15 protein-coding genes are annotated in these 16,650 nt (G+C 73.6%); 7 read left to right on the top strand and 8 right to left on the bottom strand.

Annotation, left to right across the window (positions count from 1 at the left end; all coding sequences use genetic code 11):
- Positions 1-301 precede the first annotated feature (301 nt).
- Complete coding sequence (locus tag ACZ303_RS20295; protein ID WP_467340839.1) at positions 302-1,447, top strand: sensor histidine kinase; 1,146 nt, start codon at positions 302-304, stop codon at positions 1,445-1,447.
- Here the strand turns inward: ACZ303_RS20295 and ACZ303_RS20290 are convergent.
- Complete coding sequence (locus ACZ303_RS20290; protein ID WP_467340837.1) at positions 1,386-2,021, bottom strand: response regulator transcription factor; 636 nt, start codon at positions 2,019-2,021, stop codon at positions 1,386-1,388. The two genes, ACZ303_RS20295 and ACZ303_RS20290, sit on opposite strands and share 62 nt — an antisense overlap.
- 222 nt (positions 2,022-2,243) lie before the next feature.
- On the opposite strand from ACZ303_RS20290, the gene ACZ303_RS20285 reads away from it, so the two are divergent.
- The gene (locus ACZ303_RS20285; RefSeq protein ID WP_467340835.1) at positions 2,244-3,164 is read left to right on the top strand and encodes an MBL fold metallo-hydrolase; all 921 of its coding nucleotides are present in this window, start codon (positions 2,244-2,246) and stop codon (positions 3,162-3,164) included.
- Here the strand turns inward: ACZ303_RS20285 and ACZ303_RS20280 are convergent.
- The 3 genes from ACZ303_RS20280 to ACZ303_RS20270 all read right to left on the bottom strand — a co-directional run bounded on the left by ACZ303_RS20280 (position 3,134) and on the right by ACZ303_RS20270 (position 5,645).
- A complete protein-coding gene (locus ACZ303_RS20280; RefSeq protein ID WP_467340833.1) occupies positions 3,134-3,646 on the bottom strand; it encodes a flavin reductase family protein in 513 nt (170 codons plus the stop codon). The genes ACZ303_RS20285 and ACZ303_RS20280 overlap by 31 nt on opposite strands.
- A gap of 135 nt (positions 3,647-3,781) precedes the next feature.
- Entirely contained in the window at positions 3,782-5,350 is a 1,569-nt protein-coding gene (locus tag ACZ303_RS20275) for an FAD-dependent oxidoreductase (protein WP_467340831.1), read from the bottom strand.
- 130 nt (positions 5,351-5,480) lie between these two features.
- The gene (locus ACZ303_RS20270; protein WP_467340829.1) at positions 5,481-5,645 is read right to left on the bottom strand and encodes a hypothetical protein; all 165 of its coding nucleotides are present in this window, start codon (positions 5,643-5,645) and stop codon (positions 5,481-5,483) included.
- 234 nt (positions 5,646-5,879) lie between these two features.
- Between ACZ303_RS20270 and ACZ303_RS20265 the strand changes: the two genes are divergently transcribed.
- Both ACZ303_RS20265 and ACZ303_RS20260 read left to right on the top strand, forming a co-directional pair.
- Positions 5,880-6,965, top strand: coding sequence for a carboxylate-amine ligase (locus tag ACZ303_RS20265; RefSeq protein ID WP_467340827.1), 1,086 nt, complete (start codon positions 5,880-5,882; stop codon positions 6,963-6,965).
- Positions 6,966-7,108: 143 nt separating this feature from the next.
- On the top strand, positions 7,109-8,200 hold the full coding sequence (locus tag ACZ303_RS20260) for an isoaspartyl peptidase/L-asparaginase family protein (RefSeq protein ID WP_467340825.1): 1,092 nt from the start codon (positions 7,109-7,111) through the stop codon (positions 8,198-8,200).
- A 24-nt stretch (positions 8,201-8,224) separates the two neighbouring features.
- Here ACZ303_RS20260 and ACZ303_RS20255 read toward each other — a convergent pair whose 3' ends face one another.
- From ACZ303_RS20255 to ACZ303_RS20240, 4 genes are all read right to left on the bottom strand, one after another.
- Positions 8,225-8,776, bottom strand: a complete 552-nt coding sequence (locus ACZ303_RS20255) for a PadR family transcriptional regulator (RefSeq protein ID WP_467340823.1) — start codon at positions 8,774-8,776, stop codon at positions 8,225-8,227.
- 50 nt (positions 8,777-8,826) lie between these two features.
- Positions 8,827-10,857: an oxidoreductase gene (locus ACZ303_RS20250; RefSeq protein ID WP_467340821.1), complete on the bottom strand. Its 2,031-nt coding sequence runs from the start codon at positions 10,855-10,857 to the stop codon at positions 8,827-8,829.
- 106 nt (positions 10,858-10,963) lie between these two features.
- Entirely contained in the window at positions 10,964-11,527 is a 564-nt protein-coding gene (locus ACZ303_RS20245) for an NUDIX domain-containing protein (RefSeq protein ID WP_467340819.1), read from the bottom strand.
- Positions 11,512-12,876: an aldehyde dehydrogenase family protein gene (locus ACZ303_RS20240; protein WP_467340817.1), complete on the bottom strand. Its 1,365-nt coding sequence runs from the start codon at positions 12,874-12,876 to the stop codon at positions 11,512-11,514. Before ACZ303_RS20240 ends, ACZ303_RS20245 begins: the two co-directional genes overlap by 16 nt.
- A gap of 264 nt (positions 12,877-13,140) precedes the next feature.
- Between ACZ303_RS20240 and ACZ303_RS20235 the strand changes: the two genes are divergently transcribed.
- The 3 genes from ACZ303_RS20235 (at position 13,141) to ACZ303_RS20225 (ending at position 16,553) form a co-directional block, all read left to right on the top strand.
- Entirely contained in the window at positions 13,141-15,900 is a 2,760-nt protein-coding gene (locus tag ACZ303_RS20235; RefSeq protein WP_467340815.1) for a SpoIIE family protein phosphatase, read from the top strand.
- A 65-nt stretch (positions 15,901-15,965) separates the two neighbouring features.
- Entirely contained in the window at positions 15,966-16,361 is a 396-nt protein-coding gene (locus ACZ303_RS20230; RefSeq protein WP_467340813.1) for a carboxymuconolactone decarboxylase family protein, read from the top strand.
- Positions 16,362-16,364: 3 nt separating this feature from the next.
- On the top strand, positions 16,365-16,553 hold the full coding sequence (locus ACZ303_RS20225; RefSeq protein WP_467340811.1) for a hypothetical protein: 189 nt from the start codon (positions 16,365-16,367) through the stop codon (positions 16,551-16,553).
- Positions 16,554-16,650 lie beyond the last annotated feature (97 nt).

The following is a 16,650-nucleotide window of genomic DNA, read 5'->3' as shown; positions in this document are numbered from 1 at the left end:
GGGTGTCGGCCTTCGTCTTGAGACTCGCATCGAGGAGCGGCCGCCGCCCAGTGAGGCCGTCACCAGAGCGAGGATGAGATCGGCACGCCCCGCGTGAGGAATTCACAGCTCCATTTTTGGCCGCCTGTCATGGGAACGTCACGGGGTCATGTGAGGTTGACTACAGGAATGCTCTTCGCGAGCCGTTCCCTGCTTGACTACACAGTCAGCCCCTTGGAATTTCCTCGATCGGGCAGGTCGCATGGTGGTCTTATCCAAGAGTGAGCCGCCCCCCTGGCTCGCCACAGGCATCGTTCTCTCCGTGCAGTCCGCGGTGGCCGTGCTGGGCTTCCTCAACCTCCTGGCCTCACGCCGCCCTTCGGCCGGTCACATCTGCCTCTTCCTGGCCGCCTTCTTCGCGGTGTTCCTGCTCCAGGCCGTCCACTGCGCCCCGCGGGCCGGCCGGTTCCGCGCCCGCCACGGTCGCCGGACGCTGGCCCTCCAGGCCGTGCTGACCTATGCTCCGCTGCTCGCCCTGGGGCTCACCTGGGCCGGCATGCCGGGCTTCCTGGCCGGGTCCGCGCTGCTCATCCTCGAACCCCCGCTGTCCCTCGCCGCCTTCGTCGCCGCCGCCGTCCTCACCGGGACCTGCACACTGCTGGCCGGCCAGCAGCCGCTGGGCGTCGCCATAGGGGTCCTGTCGTGCGGGGTGAACGGCCTGATGGTGTACGGGGTCACGCGCATCGCCTCCTGGAGCGCGGAGGTGCGGCGGGCCCGTGACGAGGTCGCCCGGCTGGCCGTGGAGGGCGAACGGCTGCGGGTCGCCCGCGATCTGCACGACCTGCTGGGCTACAGCCTGTCCGCCATCACCCTCAAGGGGGAGCTGGTGGCCCGGCTGGTCGACAAGGACACCGAGCGGGCGCACGCGGAGCTGCGGGAGGTACTGGACATCTCCCGGCAGGCCCTCGCCGACGTGCGCTGCGTCGCCCATGGTTACCGTCAGCTGTCCCTGACCGCCGAACTCGACTCGGCCGCCCGGGTGTTGAGCACGGCGGGCATCACGGTGGAGGTGCATGACGAGCGGCTGCCGCTGCGCGAGGAGACGGGCACGGTCCTGGCGACCGTCGTCCGTGAGGGGGTGACCAACATCCTGCGCCACAGCGCCGCGCAGAACTGCCGGATCACGGTCTCCCGTACCGCCGGCACCCTCGCGCTCGACATGGCGGGTGACGGGATCCCCGTGGACACCGAGGAGAGAATGGCGCGCCGTTCGGGTGGCGGGCTGGACAATCTCGCCCGGCGGCTGGAAGGGATCGGCGGGACGTTCCGCGCGTGCGCCGACGAGGACGGGTGGTTCCGGATCTTCGCCGAATGCCCGGTCGATCCGGCCGGGCCGCCGCGGGACGTCAGCGGATCCAGCCCTTCTCCTTGGCTATCCGGACGGCGTCCAGCCGATTCCGTGCGGTGAGTTTGGTGACGGCGGAGGTCAGGTAATTCCGCACCGTTCCCGTGGAGAGGTGCACCTCCCGGGCCGTCTCCCGGGCGGAGTTGCCGTCTGCGGCCCGCTGGAGGACGTCGGTCTCGCGCCGGGTGAGCGGGGTGTCCGTGGGGCGGTCGGCGATCGGGCAGTCCTCGGCCTCCCAGGCGGTGGGCGGGATCCGGGAATCGATCACGCGCCGCCCCGAGTGCACCATGCGGATGGCGGTGGCGAGCTCGGTGGGCGGGGCGTTCTTGGGCAGGAACCCCCAGACGTGGGCGTCGATCGCCCGGCGGACCGTGCCCCGCTGCTCCAGCGCGGTCAGGATGATCACCCGGCAGTCGGGGACCTGTTCCCACAGCCGCATGGCGGCGTCCAGGCCGTTGACGCCGGGCAGGTCGATATCGAGGATCGCCACATCGGGCTGGAGCTTGATCACGGACGGCAGGATGCCCCGGCCGTCCGCCACTTCCGCGACGATGCGGAAGTCGGGCTCCAGTTCGAGGAGCGCCACGAGCGCCCCCCGGACCATGTGCATGTCCTCGGCCAACAAGATACGGATCACCGGTCGTCCCCCCGTCAGACTTCCGCCGGTGCCCCGTCTCCCCCAACAGGCGTGGCCGGCAGGTGACTTCACCTCAAGCCTACGTCGCCACCGCGAGGAGACCCGTAACTGTTTTCGCGTGTCCTCCCTCTGTCCGCTTCCGCGTCGGCGGTCCGCTCGAGCCGTCCTCGATCCGCCGGTACGAGCATGGCGGCCCGGTGTTCCGATCGGTCAGGAGGCACGGTGTCCCAGGTGCGGTGGAAAAGGTCGGCGGGCAGGCTCGTCGAAGTGGCGGACGGCGTCTTCGCCTATGTGCAGCCCGACGGCGGGTGGTGCTTGAACAACGCGGCGCTGGTGGTGTCCCGCGGGCACTCGGCCCTGGTGGACACGGCGGCGACCGAGGCGCGCGCCCGCGCGCTGCGGACGGCGGCGCTCGGCGTCTGCCCGGCGCCACCGCGGGTCCTGGTCAACACCCACTTCCACGGGGACCACACCTTCGGCAACTTCGTCTTCCCCGAGGCCGTGGTCGTCGGCCATGAGCGGGTCCGCGGCGAGATGGCCGCGGCGGGCCTCCATCTGACGGGGCTGTGGCCCGAGGTGGAGTGGGGTGAGCTCGCCCTCGCCCTGCCCGAGGTCACCTACCGCGACCGGCTGACCCTCCATGTGGGGGACGTGGTGGCCGAGTTGATCCACCTCGGGCCCGCCCACACCACCAACGACACCGTCGTATGGCTGCCCGAGCCGCGGGTGCTCATCACCGGGGACCTGGTGATGAGCGGCGTCACGCCCTTCTGCCCGATGGGGTCGGTCACCGGGACGCTCGACGCGGTGGCGCGGCTGCGCGCCTTCGGCGCGCGCACCGTCGTCACCGGCCACGGGCCCGTGGCCGGCCCCGAGGTCTTCGACGTCACCGAAGGCTATCTACGGTGGGTCCAGGAGCTGGCCCGCGAGGGGCTCGCCGCGGGGCTCACCCCGCTGGAGGCCGCGCGGGCGGCGGGCCCCGGCCCGTACGCGCACCTGATCGACTCCGAACGGCTGGTGCCCAATCTGCACCGGGCCTACGTGGAGGAGCGCGGTGCCGCGCCCGGCGCCCCGCTCGACATCGGCGAACTGTTCCGGGAGATGGTGGAGTTTCACGGCGGGCTGCCGACCTGCCGGGCCTGAGCGTCCCACACGGTGAACGTCCCCCGGTGGTAGAGGACCGGCGGCCGCGGATAGGACTCGGCGTGCTCCACCCGCCCGATGAAGATCCAGTGGTCGCCGGCCTCCACCGTCCGCACCACGACGCACTCGGCGTGCGCGAGGGCGACGCCCACCAGCACGGGGGCGCCCCGGGCGTGGGCGGAGGGCACCCACTCGATGTCGGCGAACTTGTGCTCGGAGCGGTCGGCGAAGACCCGCGCCGTGTCCTGGCCGCCGTCGGCGAGGACGTTGACCACGAAGGCCCCCGCGTCCCGCAGGGCCGCCAGGGTCCGCGCGTGCCGGTGCACGCACACCAGGAGCAGCGGCGGTTCCACGGAGACCGCCGAGACCGCGTTGCAGGTCAGGCCCCGTGGTCTGCCGTTCGCGTCCGTCGCGGTGACGACGGTGACCGCCGTCGGGAAGGATCCGAACAATGCGCGAAACCGCGCCGCGTCCACTGCCATGCCGCTCCCGCCTCCGGCCGGTCTTCTCCGAGTGATCCTGCCGCCACGTTCGCCGAGTCGCCTGGAGAGCCGGTGGACCGGCGCTGGAGGGTGCGGCGGGACCGCCGGGGCGCAGGCCGCGCGGGACACGGGCCGTCAGGGGCCCTGCGGCGCGTCGGAGCCGGGGATCTCGCGGGGTTCGAGGGGGCGTACGGCGGGGCCCTGCAGGACCGAGCCGTCGGTGGCGAACCGGGAGCCGTGGCAGGGGCACTCCCACGCCTTCTCGGCGTCGTTGAAGTGCACGAGGCAGCCCAGGTGGGTGCACCGGGCGGAGACGGCCCGCGCCTGGCCCGAGGGGTCGCGGTAGACGGCGCAGCGGTGGCCGCCGAGGCGTACGACGGCGCCGCTGCCCGGCTCGATGTCGGTGACCGCGTCGACGTGGGCGGTCCGCAGCCGGTCGCCGACGAAGTGCTTGCCGACGGTCATCTGGTCCTTGAGCAGGGCCGGGGTCTCCTTCAGGGGCGGCAGCCTGCGCGGGTCGAACAGCCGCGCCCAGTCGGGGACCGTGCCGTTCGTGATCACGGCGGCGAGCAGCCGGCCCGCCATGACGCCGTTGGTCATGCCCCAGCCGCCGAAGCCGGTGGCCACATGGACGTGCCGGGTGCCGGGGTGGGCGTGGCCGACGTAGGGCAGGTGGTCGTCGGGGTCGTTGTCCTGGGCGGCCCATTGGTAGCGGGTCGTGGCGTCGGCGAAGCCGGGCAGGCGGTCCTCGGCCCAGCGCCGGAGCCGGGCGAAGCGTTCGGTCACGTCGCCGGCGCCGGGTTCGAAGGACTCGCCGGTGACGATCACCAGCCGCTGTCCGTCGCCGCAGGGGGCGGTGCGGATCGAGCGGGTGTTGTCCTCGGGGGTGAGGTACATGCCCCGCGGGGCCCGCCCGTCCGGGACGGCCGCGGCGACCACGAGCTCCCGGCGGGGCCGCAGCCGGGCGAAGAGCAGCGCCCGGTCGAAAACCGGGTAGTGGGTGGCGACGACGACGTCGCGCGCGTTGACGACGGCGCCGCTCTCGGTGGTCAGGCGGCAGCGGGCGCCGTCGTGGAGGCCGGTGACGCGGGTGCGCTCGTGGATCCGGCCGCCGGCGGCCGTGAACCGGTCGGCGAGGCCCAGCAGGAACCTGCGGGGGTGGAACTGGAGTTGGTCCGGTACGCACACCGTGGCCGCGACCGGGAACGGCAGGTCGGTGCCGGTGACGAGCGAGGCGTCGAGTCCGGCCTCGCGGGCGGCGCGGGCCTCCTCGTGGACGGCGTCGGCGTGCTCCGCCGACTCCGCGTAGGTGTAGGCGGCGGCCATCTCCAGTTCGGCGTCGATGTCCAGGTCGGCGCAGAGCTCGGTGACGTGCTGGACGGCGTCCTGTTGGGAGCGGGCGTAGAGGGCGGCGGCCTCGGCGCCGTGGGTGGCGCGCAGCCGGGCATAGGTCAGTCCTTGCAGGGCCGAGACCTTGGCCGTGGTGTTGCCGGTGACGCCGGCGGCGATGCGGTCGGCCTCCAGGACCACGACGTCCTGGCCCGCCCGCGCCAGCTCCCACGCGGTGCACAGCCCGGCGATGCCGCCGCCGACGACGGCGACGTCCGCCTCCACCTCGGTCTCCGGGCCGAGGGGCGGGTAGGCCGTGGCGGGCGTGGTGTCCATCCAGTAGGACTCGTACGTCGTGCGAGGGGGCGTCGGCATGCCCCTCCATGTTCCCGGTGGCCCCCGCCGTTAACGTGCGCCGCCTCGAACGGCGCAATCGCGTACGGCGGGGCCCGCCGGGTCCCTCACGGCGAACGCGGCCCTCGGCGGCCCGGGGGCCGCGCGGGGGTCAGACGGGGCGCTCGCTCGTCTCGTGCTGCTGCTGCGGTTCCACGGTGTGGAAGCACTGCCCGCAGACGTAGCCTCCCACCGGCCCCTCCTGCACCGACCACCCGCAGTGGGCGCAGTGCATCAGGGCCGCGTTGGCATGAGGGAAATCGTCCGACTCGGTCACCCGGTACCTCCACAATTCGCGCACGCCCAGTCCCCTTTGGGTCCTTGACGCATCTCCGCACCGCACTGCGAGCAGTTCATCACACACCGCCCTCTGACAGAGAACCTCCGAAAAGTACATACCACGTGGCGCGCCTCCGTTGAATGCCCGCCGGGCCGCGAACAGAAGCACGTACGGGAGCACGTCGGCCGTGCCTCCTTGGTTCCGGGGCCCGTCCCGGGGCACCCTCCAGACATGATGACCCTGGGCGTCGAGGAGGAGTACCTGCTGCTCGACCCGCACAGCGGGCTGCCCGTCCCACTGGCGGAGAAGGTGCGGGCCGCGGCGGGCCTGCACCCCCTGCCGGAGGAGGGCGAGGTGCACTCCGAGCTGTTGCAGTCCCAGATCGAGATCGCCACCGCGGTCTGCGGGGGCCTGGAGGAGCTGGAGGCGCATCTGCTGCGGCTGCGCCGGGCGGTCGGTGAGGCGGCGGCCGAGGTGGGCTGCCGGGTCGCGGCGTCGGGCACCGCGCCCTTCGCCGGTCCCGTGCCGCCGGCGGTGACCCGGGACCGGCGCTATCTGGGGATCCACGCCGACGCCCCACAGCTGGTCGACGAGCAATTGATCAACGGCATGCATGTGCACGTCGGCATCGCGGACCGCGCCACCGGCGTGGCCGTGCTCAACCGGATCCGGCCCTGGCTGCCCGCCCTCGTGGCGATGGCGGCGAACTCCCCGATGTGGGCCGGCCACGACACCGGCTTCGCCAGCTGGCGCACGGTGGTCTTCGGCCGCTGGCCGATCAGCGGCCCGCCACCGGCCTTCGAGGACGCCGAGGACTACGAGCGCCGCGTACGGGCCCTGATGGCCACCGGCATCCCGCGCGACCGGGGCCAGCTGTACTGGCAGGCCCGGCTGTCGGAGCGCTACCCCACCCTGGAGGTCCGCGCCCTGGACGTGCAGCTGCGCGTCGAGGACGCGGTGTTGTTCGCCGGTGTCGTGCGCGCCCTGGTGGACACGGCCGTGGAGGAGAGCGGGCGCGGCGCGCCGTTCCCGGTGCCGCCGCCGGAGCTGCTCGACACGGCCAACTGGCACGCGGCGCGGCACGGCCTGGGCGGCGACCTCCTCGACGTACGGGGGAAGCGCCGCCCGGCCGGCGAGGTCGTCGGCCGGCTCCTCGACCACCTCGCCCCCGCTCTGGAGCGGTCGGAGGACGGTCACCGGATCGCGGACCTGGCCGGTCGGCTCGGCGAGCGGGGCACGGCGGCCGACCACCAGCGGCGCGCCCTCGCCGAGGGGGGCTGGCGCGCGGTGCTGGAGCTGATCACGACCCTGACGTGAGGGACGCGGAGGCCCCGGCACCGGGTCACCGGCCGATCGTGCGCCGTTCCCGGCCTTTTACCGCGGCCGCCGTTCCGCCGGCGGCCGCCCCTCGGCAAGGTGCGTCCCGTATCCGGTTCCGTCCCGTGTTCCGAGGAGGACCCATGCGCGCGCGTTCGAGATGGTGGATCGTTCCGGCACTGTCCGTGCTGGTGGCCGTGGTCACGGTGCTGCCCTCGCTCGGGCGGTCGGGTGACGGACCGGCCGAGCCGGTCTCGGCCAAGGCCGGCGCGGGCGCCCGTGAGCCCGTCGCCCGCGAAGTGGTGCTGGCCGTGCACGGCGGCGCGGGTGGTGCGCTGCGCCGGGAGGACACCGACGCCCGGACGGAGCGGGCCTACCGCGAAGGGATGGGCGACGCCCTGCGCGCCGGCCGGAAGGTGCTGGACCGGGGCGGCACGAGCGTGGACGCCGTCGAGGCGGCCGTACGCTCCCTGGAGGACGACCCGCTGTTCAACGCGGGCAAGGGCGCGGTGTTCGACGAGGACGCCGGGCACGAGCTGGACGCGTCGGTCATGCGCGGCTCGGACCAGGCGGCGGGCGCGGTCGCCGGGGTGCGGCGGGTGCGCAATCCCGTCTCGGCCGCCCGCCTCGTCATGGAGAGGACGCCGCACGTGATGCTGGCGGGAGAGGGCGCCGACGTCTTCGCCGCCCGCAACGGCCTGCCGACCGTGACCCAGGACTACTTCTGGACGCAGCGGCGCTGGGACGAGCTGATGAAGGCCAAACAGGCCGCGGCGAAGGGGGCGAAGGCCGGCGAGGACCTCACCGGGACCGCCGGCGCGGTGGCCCTGGACCGCCGGCGCGACCTGGCAGCCGCGACGTCGACGGGCGGGCTGACGAACAAGCTGGTGGGCCGGGTCGGCGACTCGCCCCTCGTGGGCGCCGGCACGTACGCGAAGAACGGCAATGTCGCGGCGAGCGCCACCGGGCACGGCGAGACGTTCATCCGGGGCACCGCCGCCGCGACCGTGTCCCATCTGGTCGAGTTCGGTGGCAGGGACGTGGCCTCGGCGGCCTACGAGGTCGTGGTCGAGCGGCTGCCCCGGCTGGGCGGCAAGGGCGGGATCATCGCCCTGGACCAGGAGGGGGCGCTGGCCGCGCCGTTCAGCAGTGAGGGCATGGTGCACGGCTTCCTGACGGCGGACGGCAGGATCGTCACCCGGGTGTTCCCCGACGAGTCGCCCGGCCGGGGGTGACGCGGGCCGGCGGAGGGGGCCGGGTCACCGCGCGGCGGTCTCTCCCATGGCCTCGACCTCCGTCAGCGCCTGGGTGAGCCATTGGATCCAGAACGTCTCCAGGCCGATGCCGCCGCGCAGCACGAGGTGGCGCAGCCTGTCCTCGTCGGTGTCCCGCTCCGGCGGGAAGTCGCGGGCCTCGATGGCCTCGTAGTCGGCCAGCTGTCGCTGATGCAGCGTCAAGTGGCGGCGCAGCTCGGCTTCGAGGCCCCGGGTGCCGACGACCGCCGCCGCGCGCATTCGCAGCAGGAGCGGGTCCCGGATCGTCCTGGGGTCCTCGGTCGCGGCCACCCACCCGGCCAGTTCCTCGCGGCCCGCGGGCAGGACCTCGTACTCCTTCTTCCGCCCGCGGGCCGGCGCCGCCGAGGGCAGGGCGCGGATCAGCCCGGATTCCTCCAGCCTGCCCAGCTCGCGGTAGATCTGCTGATGCGTGGCGGACCAGAAGTACCCGATCGACCTGTCGAAGCGGCGGGTCAGCTCCAGGCCCGAGGAGGGCCGTTCGAGCAGGGCCGTGAGGATGGCGTGCGGGAGGGACATGACCGCATCCTAAGGACGCGCCCCGCCCCGCCCGCCGCCGTCCCGCCTCCTCAGACGGTCGCCGCGAGTTCGGTGCCCTGCCGGACGGCCCGCTTGGCGTCGAGCTCGGCGGCGACGTCGGCGCCACCGATGAGGTGCACGGTGTGCCCGGCGGCGGACAGCTCCTCGTAGAGGTCGCGGCGCGGCTCCTGGCCGGTGCACAGCACCACCGTGTCGACGGGGAGCACCGTGGACGTGCCGTCGACCGTCACGTGCAGGCCGGCGTCGTCGATCCGGTCATACCGCGCGCCGGCGATCATGGTGACGCCCCGGTGCTTGAGTTCCGTGCGGTGGATCCAGCCGGTGGTCCTGCCCAGCCCGGCGCCGACCTTGGTGGTCTTGCGCTGGAGGAGGTGCACGGTGCGCGGCGGCTTCGGCCGCCGGGCCTCCCCCAGGCCGCCGGGCGCGGCGTAGCCGGTGTCGACGCCCCACTGGCGGAAGTACGTCTCCGCATCGAGGCTCGCGCCGTCGCCGCTGTCGGTGAGGTACTCGGCGACGTCGAAGCCGATGCCGCCGGCGCCGACGACGGCGACCCGCTCGCCGACCTCGGCCCCGTCGCGCAGGACGTCGAGGTAGGTCAGCACGCTGGGGTGGTCGACGCCGGGGATGGCCGGGGTGCGCGGGGTGACGCCGGTGGCGACGACGATCTCGTCGTGGTCACCGGCGGCGAGGTCGGCCGCCGTGACGGGGGTGTTCAGGCGCACGTCCACGCCGTGCAGGTCGAGCTGGGCGCGGAAGTAGCGCAGCGTCTCGCCGAACTCCTCCTTGCCGGGGATCCGCTTGGCGATGTTGAGCTGTCCGCCGATCTCGGCCGCCGCGTCGTACAGCGTCACGGTGTGGCCGCGCTCGGCCGCCGACACCGTGAAGGCGAGCCCGGCCGGGCCGGCGCCGACGACGGCTATGCGCTTGCGGCGCCGGGTCGGCGACAGGACGAGCTCGGTCTCGTGGCAGGCGCGGGGGTTGACCAGGCAGGAGGTGATCTTTCCGCTGAAGGTGTGGTCCAGGCACGCCTGGTTGCAGCCGATGCAGGTGTTGATGGTGTCGGCGCGGCCCTGGCGGGCCTTGGCGACGAGGTCGGGGTCGGCGAGGAAGGGCCGGGCCATGGACACCAGGTCGGCGCGGCCGTCGGCGAGCAGCTCCTCGGCCAGCTCGGGGGTGTTGACGCGGTTGCCGGTGACCAGGGGGACGGAGACCGAGCCCATGACCTTCTTCGTCACCCAGGTGTACGCGCCGCGCGGCACGGAGGTCGCGATGGTGGGGATGCGGGCCTCGTGCCAGCCGATGCCGGTGTTGATGATCGTGGCGCCGGCCGCCTCGATCTCCTCGGCCAGCGTGATCACCTCGGCCAGGGAGGAGCCGCCGGGTACGAGGTCGAGCATCGACAGGCGGTAGATCAGGATGAAGTCCGGGCCCAGGCGCTCGCGCGTGCGGCGGACGATCTCCACGGGGAAGCGGATCCGGTTCTCGTACGACCCGCCCCAGCGGTCGGTGCGGTGGTTGGTCGCGGCGGCGATGAACTCGTTGATCAGATAGCCCTCGGACCCCATGATCTCGACCCCGTCGTAGCCGGCGAGCCGGGCCAGTTCGGCGGTCCGTACGTAGTCCTCGATCGTCGCCTCGACCTCGTCGTCGGTGAGGGCGTGCGGGGTGTACGGGCTGATGGGCGCCTGGAGGGCGCTGGGGGCGACCAGGTCGGGGTGGTGGGCGTACCGGCCGAAGTGCAGGATCTGCATCGCGATCCGGCCGCCCTCGCGGTGCACGGCGTCGGTCACGGCCCGGTGCTGCTCGGCCTCGGCCGGGGTGGTCAGCTTGGCGCCGCCCGGGTAGGGGCGCCCCCGGTCGTTGGGGGCGATGCCACCGGTGACGATGAGCCCCGCGCCGCCGCGCGCCCGGGCGGCGTAGAAGGCGGCCATCCGCTCGAAGCCGCGCTCGGCCTCCTCCAGCCCGATGTGCATCGACCCCATGATCACGCGGTTGGGCAGGGTCGTGAACCCCAGGTCGAGGGGGCTCAGCAGGTGCGGATAGGGGCTCTGCGGCGTCATCGGGGGTCTCCTCGGGCGGTGGCGGGCTCACGCCAGTTCTAGAGCACCCGAGGAGGTTGTGCAACTAGTTGCATAAGAAGTGACGGCGGTATCACAGCGCCCGGCGTCACGACATCAGGAGGCCCTCCGCCAGCAGCAGCCCGATCACGGTCCCGGCCTCCGCGATCGCCCCGGACCGCACGGCGCGCACCGCCTCCGCCAGGGGCGTCCACCGCACCGTCATGCCGGCCTCGGTCGGGTCGCGGCGCACGGCGCCGGGGCGCAGGTCCGTGGCGAGGAACAGGTGCGTGACGGCCGAGGTCCTCGACGGAAGCGGGTGGAAGACGGTCAGCGGCCGCAGCGCGCCCGGCCGCCGGCCGGTCTCCTCCTCGCATTCCCGTGCCGCCGCGTCCTCGGGCTTCTCCCCCTCCGCGACGCCGCCGCCGGGCACGTGCGGCAGCCGCTTTCCCGGTGGGTAGAAGGCGTCCTCGACCAGGGCCACCCGGCCCTCGCCGTCGACCGCGACGACGCGGGCACCGTCGGCGATGGTGAGGTGCTCGTACGTCCCCTCCTCGCCGTGCGGCTGGACGACGCGGTCGCGGTGCAGGGTGAGGTGCGGCCCCCGGTGGACGACCTCGGTGGCCAGCCGGGTCCACCCGTGGCCCGCCCCGGCCGTCATGACGCCCCGCACGGGCCGGCCATGACCTCGCGCAGGGCGGCCGGTGGTGGCAGGCCGGGGCGCGGAATGGTGTTGAGGTGCAGGTGGCGGGCGGGGAGGGAGGGGAACTGCGGGTGCAGCCGCTCGGCCGGGGTGCGGGTGAAGACGGTGATGTGGCGGCCGGCGCGCCCGCTCAGGCCCAGGACCTCGGACCAGGAGGTGTAGGGGGCGACGACGGCCAGCGGGCCGACGGGCAGGTCCTCGACGCGTACGTGGTCCAGGGAGGGCACGGCGAGGACGAAGGGCCCGGCGTGCGTGAGGTCGGTCGCGGCCGGGTGCAGCAGTCCGGCGCCCGAGGCGATCGCGGTGTCGAGCCATTCCCGCAGCGTCCGCCGCCCGGCCTCGTCCAGCGCGGCGGCGTCGGCCCGGGTGGCACGGGCCGCGGCCGCGCGGAAGTGCCGCAGGAACTCCTCGTGCACCGATGCGTGCACGGCCAGCAGCGGCGTGGCCGTGCACAGCCGTCCCGCCCGGGAGAAGCAGGCCTCGGCGGCGGCCCGGGCGGCGGCGCGCGGCCGCGCATCGTGCCGTACGACGAACAGGCCGGGGGCGAGGGGGACGGGGCACGCGGGCGAGCAGCACTGCGGGGCCCGGGCGTCGGTGTGCGCCGCCAGGGCCGCGTCGAGGGCGGCGGTGTGCGGCCCCTCCGCCACGACCAGCTGCCACACGCCCGTCGGCAGGCCGGCCGCCTGCGCCAGCAGGAGCGTGTGGGCGCACACCAGGGCCGCGCGGGGCTCGACGCGGGTGATCACCGCGCTGCCGGCGAGCAGGGCGGGCAGCGCGCCTTCCAGGAGCGAGGCCAGCGGGCGGGCGGGGTCGGCCCAGGAGACCACCACGGCGGGCGGCTCCGTACCCGCCGGGCGGCTCCCCCGCCGCGGCCGCCCCCACAGGCCCGCGCCGGCGATGTGCACCCGGGCCGCCGCCGCGTGCCGGCGCAGCAGGGCCTCCGCCGCCCGGTCCTCGGCCGCGACGTCCGCGGGCGTCAGCCCGCAGGTCCGCGCGAGGGTGGGACCCAGGGCGCCGCTGTGGGCGCGGAGCAGGCTCCGCAGCCGGGTCGCGCGGCGGATCCGCTCCCGGGCGTCGAGATTCCGCCAGCCCGGGCGTACGGCTCTCGCCCATTCGGCGGCCCGCCGCACGTCCCCGGCGAGGGACACCGGTACGGTGGCGACCCGGCCGCCGGAGTGCGTGTCGAGGACGACGGCGCGCGGCACGCCCTCGGAGGCGATCAGGCCGAACGTCACCGCCGCCCTGGCCAGTACGTGTCCGAGCGCGGGTCCGGCACTGCCTGCCAGCGGATCCGTCGCACCGGGTGAACCCGAGTCCATATGTCTCCCTGAGCAGCGGGAACGGTGTGCCGTTACGTGGAGATATACGCGATTTACCGATTGATCCCCCTCAGCGGCGAAACATCACCCCGTGGGCGCGGCTCTTTGACGCACACGCACCACTGCGGCCACCACCGTGCGCCTCCGCCGCGACCCGACACGCGACCGGGTGGGAACATGTGCCCGAGTCGCCCCGGGCGCCGACCCGTGCCAGGAGCGTCTCCATCGTTCGCGTGACAGAAGGGGGCGGGGTAGAACATGGGTATGGCCCGAAACCGGGGCCGGTTCTGGGGGCTCTCGGGCCGCTCGTCCGCCGGTCGGCGCCCAGACACCCGGCGAGAGCGGCGACAGCGCCACGGCTCGCGGGTGCCGTCGGCGCGGCGCCTGCGGGCGGTGGCGAGCGCGCGCAGCGTCGCCGGTCAGATGTTCGTGCTTCAGGTGCTGATCGTGGTGCTCCTCGTGGTGGCCGCGGTGGTCACGCTGCTGCTGCAGTCGCGCAGTGACCGCTTCCAGGCGGCGCGGGACCGCTCGCTGGCGGCGGCCGAGGCGTTCGCCCACTCCCCCGGGCTGCCGGCCGTGCTGCGCGGCCCCGACCCGTCCGCGGTGCTCCAGCCACTGACCGAGGACGCCCGCGAGCGGGGCGGGGTCGACTTCATCGTCGTGACCAACCGGGACGGCGTCCGCTACACCCACCCCCGCCCGGAGCTCATCGGCAAGCAGTTCATCGGCACCATCGGGCCCTCCCAGGCCGGCCACGTCACCATCGAGAGCGTCGCGGGCCCGCTGGGCGAGGAGGTGCAGGCCATCGTCCCGGTGATGGACGACCACCGCGCGGTCATCGGGCTGGTGTCGTCCGGCGTCAAGGTCGCCGCGGTGAGCAGCGCCTTCGACCGGCAGCTGCCCGTCGTCCTCGGCACCGGCGCCGCCGCGCTCGCCCTGGCGACGGCCGGAACGGCGCTGGTCAGCAGGCGGCTGCGGCGGCAGACCCACGGTCTGGGCCCGTCCGAGATGACCCGGATGTACGAACACCACGACGCGGTGCTGCACGCCGTGCGCGAAGGCGTGGTCATCGTCGGCGGCGACGGCCGGGTCCTGCTCGCCAACGACGAGGCGCGCCGCCTCCTGCACCTGCCCCCGGACGTGGAGGGCAGCCACGTCAGCGCCCTGGGCCTGGACCCCCGGATGGCGGAACTGCTGGCCTCCCGGCGCGTCGCCACCGACGAGGTGATCCCCGTCGGGGACCTGCTGCTGGCGGTGAACAACCGGCCGACCGACCGCCGGGGCGGCCCGCCCGGCAGCGTGGCCACGCTGCGGGACTCCACCGAGCTGCGCGCCCTCGCGGGCAGGGCCGAGGCCGCGCGCGGCCGGCTGCGGCTGCTGTACGAGGCGAGCGTGGCCATCGGCACGACCCTCGACGTCAAGCGCACCGCCGAGGAGCTCGCCCAGGTGGCCGCGCCCCGGTTCGCCGACTACGCCACCGTCGACCTCGCCGAGCCCGTCCTGCGCGGCGAGGAGCCCCGGCCCGGGGTCGGCTCCGTGGCTCCGGAGCTGCGCCGCGTGGCGCTCAGCGGCGTCCGGGACGACCACCCCCTCTACCCGGCGGGCGACCTGGTCAGATTCGCCACGCCCACCCCGCAGGCCACCGGCTTCATGAGCGGACAGCCCGTGGTCGTACCCGATCTGGGGACCGACGCCGGCTGGCGCACCCAGGACATCGAGCGCACCCAGGCGGTCCTGGACTACGGCTTCCACTCGCTCATCACCGTCCCGCTCAGGGCGCGGGGCGTCCTGATGGGGATCGTGAACTTCTGGCGCACCCAGGACAGCGAGCCCTTCGAGGAGGACGACCTGTCCCTGGCCGAGGAGCTGGCGGCCCGCGCGGCGGTGTGCATCGACAACGCGCGGCGGTACACCCGCGAGCACTCCATGGCCGTGACGCTGCAGCACAGCCTGCTGCCGCGCGGAGTGCCGGAGCAGAACGCCCTGGACATCGCCTACCGCTATCTGCCCGCGCAGGCCGGGGTCGGCGGCGACTGGTTCGACGTCATCCCGCTGCCGGGGGGCCGGGTCGCCGTGGTCGTCGGCGACGTGGTCGGGCACGGCCTGCACGCCGCCGCGACGATGGGCCGGCTGCGCACGGCCGTGCAGAACTTCTCCACCCTCGACCTGCCGCCGGACGAGCTGCTGGGACACCTCGACGAGCTCGTCGGGCGCATCGACCAGGAAGGGGCGGAGGAGGACGGGGACGACGCCACGATCGCGGGCGCCACCTGCCTGTACGCGATCTACGACCCGGTCGCCGGTACGTGCCAGCTGGCCAGGGCCGGGCACCCGCCGCCCGCCCTGGTCCACCCCGACGGCACCGTGGAGTTCCCCGACCTGCCCGCCGGCCCGCCGCTGGGCCTGGGCGGTCTGCCCTTCGAGACCGAGGAACTGCGCCTGCCGGAGGGCAGCAGCCTCGTCCTGTACACCGACGGCCTGGTCGAGGACCGCAAGCGGGACATCGACACCGGGCTGGAGCTCCTCCGCCGCACGCTGGCCCACCCCGACCGGTCGCCGCAGGAGGCCTGCGAGGCGGTCATCGACGCGCTGCTGCCCAGCCCGCAGAACGACGACATCGCCCTCATCGTCGCCCGCACCCGCATCCTGGAGCCCGACCGGATCGCCGAATGGGAGCTGCCCTCCGATCCCGCGATCGTGGCCCGCGCCCGCGCCGACGTCACCCGGCAGCTGACGGCGTGGGGTCTGGAGGAGACGGTGTTCACCACCGAGCTGATCCTCAGCGAGCTGATCACCAACGCCATCCGCCACGCCTCCGGCCCGATCCGGGTGCGCCTGCTGCTCGACCGCTGCCTGATCTGCGAGGTCTCCGACACCAGCAGCACCTCTCCGCACCTGCGCTACGCGGCCGAGGAGGACGAGGGCGGCCGCGGCCTGTTCCTCGTCGCCCAGCTCGCCGAGCGCTGGGGCACCCGCTACATCCCGCAGGGCAAGGTCATCTGGGCCGAGCAGCCGCTGGCGTAAGGGTGCCGGGCCGTGACAGTTCGGGCTCATGGTGCTTGAGTTGAAGGAGAGAGAAGGGAGCGATCATGGCTGCCACGGTGAACCGTGCCGAGATCGAGGCCGACATCAAGGAAACACTGGGCCTCGTCCCGCATTTCTTCTCGACCGTTCCGACCGAACTGCTCGCACCGGAATGGGAGATATTCAAGAGGATCGAGCTCGGTGAGACGCTGATCCCCAACAAGTACAAGGAATTGATAGGCGTCGGCCTGCATTCCGAGACCAAATGCCGCTACTGCACGCTCTTCCACACCGAGGCCGCGAAGCTCTTCGGCGCCACGGACGAGGAGATCCAGGAGGCGGTCCATTACGCGAAGGCGAGCCTGGGCTGGAGCGCGTACATCAACGGCATGCAGGAGGACTACGACCAGTTCGCCGCCGAACTGGAGCAGGTCGTCGACTACGTACGCTCCCGGGCCTGACCGATGCGGCTGGAGAGAGTCCGTCCGACGGTGCTGAGGGGCACGTTCCACGCGTACGAACTGGCCACCCTCGTCGCGGCCGCCCGCTACGTCGCGGAGTCCGCGCCCTCGGAGGTCCCCGCCGAGTCCTTGGCCCAGCTGCGCGAGCTGCTGGACGACTACGACCAGCAGCTGAGCGAGCTGTCCGACTGATACGCCGAAGGGCGGCGGCACCGTGTGGTGCCGCCGCCCTTCGGCGTGGTGTGCTGCCTGGGGTCGGCTCAGTACGCGGAGTTGACGTTGTCCATGG

It is taken from the genome of Streptomyces sp. NPDC023527 (genome assembly GCF_055560115.1).
This window is presented reverse-complemented; position numbering and strand designations above follow the sequence as displayed.

Bases quoted from the DNA above. Each gene is read 5' to 3' on its own strand.
- ACZ303_RS20280 (WP_467340833.1), bottom strand. From the start codon at position 3,646: ATGGCAGTGGACGCGGCGCGGTTTCGCGCATTGTTCGGATCCTTCCCG.
- ACZ303_RS20275 (WP_467340831.1), bottom strand. From the start codon at position 5,350: ATGCCGACGCCCCCTCGCACGACGTACGAGTCCTACTGGATGGACACC.
- ACZ303_RS20265 (WP_467340827.1), top strand. From the start codon at position 5,880: ATGATGACCCTGGGCGTCGAGGAGGAGTACCTGCTGCTCGACCCGCAC.
- ACZ303_RS20260 (WP_467340825.1), top strand. From the start codon at position 7,109: ATGCGCGCGCGTTCGAGATGGTGGATCGTTCCGGCACTGTCCGTGCTG.
- ACZ303_RS20255 (WP_467340823.1), bottom strand. From the start codon at position 8,776: ATGTCCCTCCCGCACGCCATCCTCACGGCCCTGCTCGAACGGCCCTCC.
- ACZ303_RS20250 (WP_467340821.1), bottom strand. From the start codon at position 10,857: ATGACGCCGCAGAGCCCCTATCCGCACCTGCTGAGCCCCCTCGACCTG.
- ACZ303_RS20240 (WP_467340817.1), bottom strand. From the start codon at position 12,876: ATGGACTCGGGTTCACCCGGTGCGACGGATCCGCTGGCAGGCAGTGCC.
- ACZ303_RS20235 (WP_467340815.1), top strand. From the start codon at position 13,141: ATGGCCCGAAACCGGGGCCGGTTCTGGGGGCTCTCGGGCCGCTCGTCC.
- ACZ303_RS20230 (WP_467340813.1), top strand. From the start codon at position 15,966: ATGGCTGCCACGGTGAACCGTGCCGAGATCGAGGCCGACATCAAGGAA.
- ACZ303_RS20225 (WP_467340811.1), top strand. From the start codon at position 16,365: ATGCGGCTGGAGAGAGTCCGTCCGACGGTGCTGAGGGGCACGTTCCAC.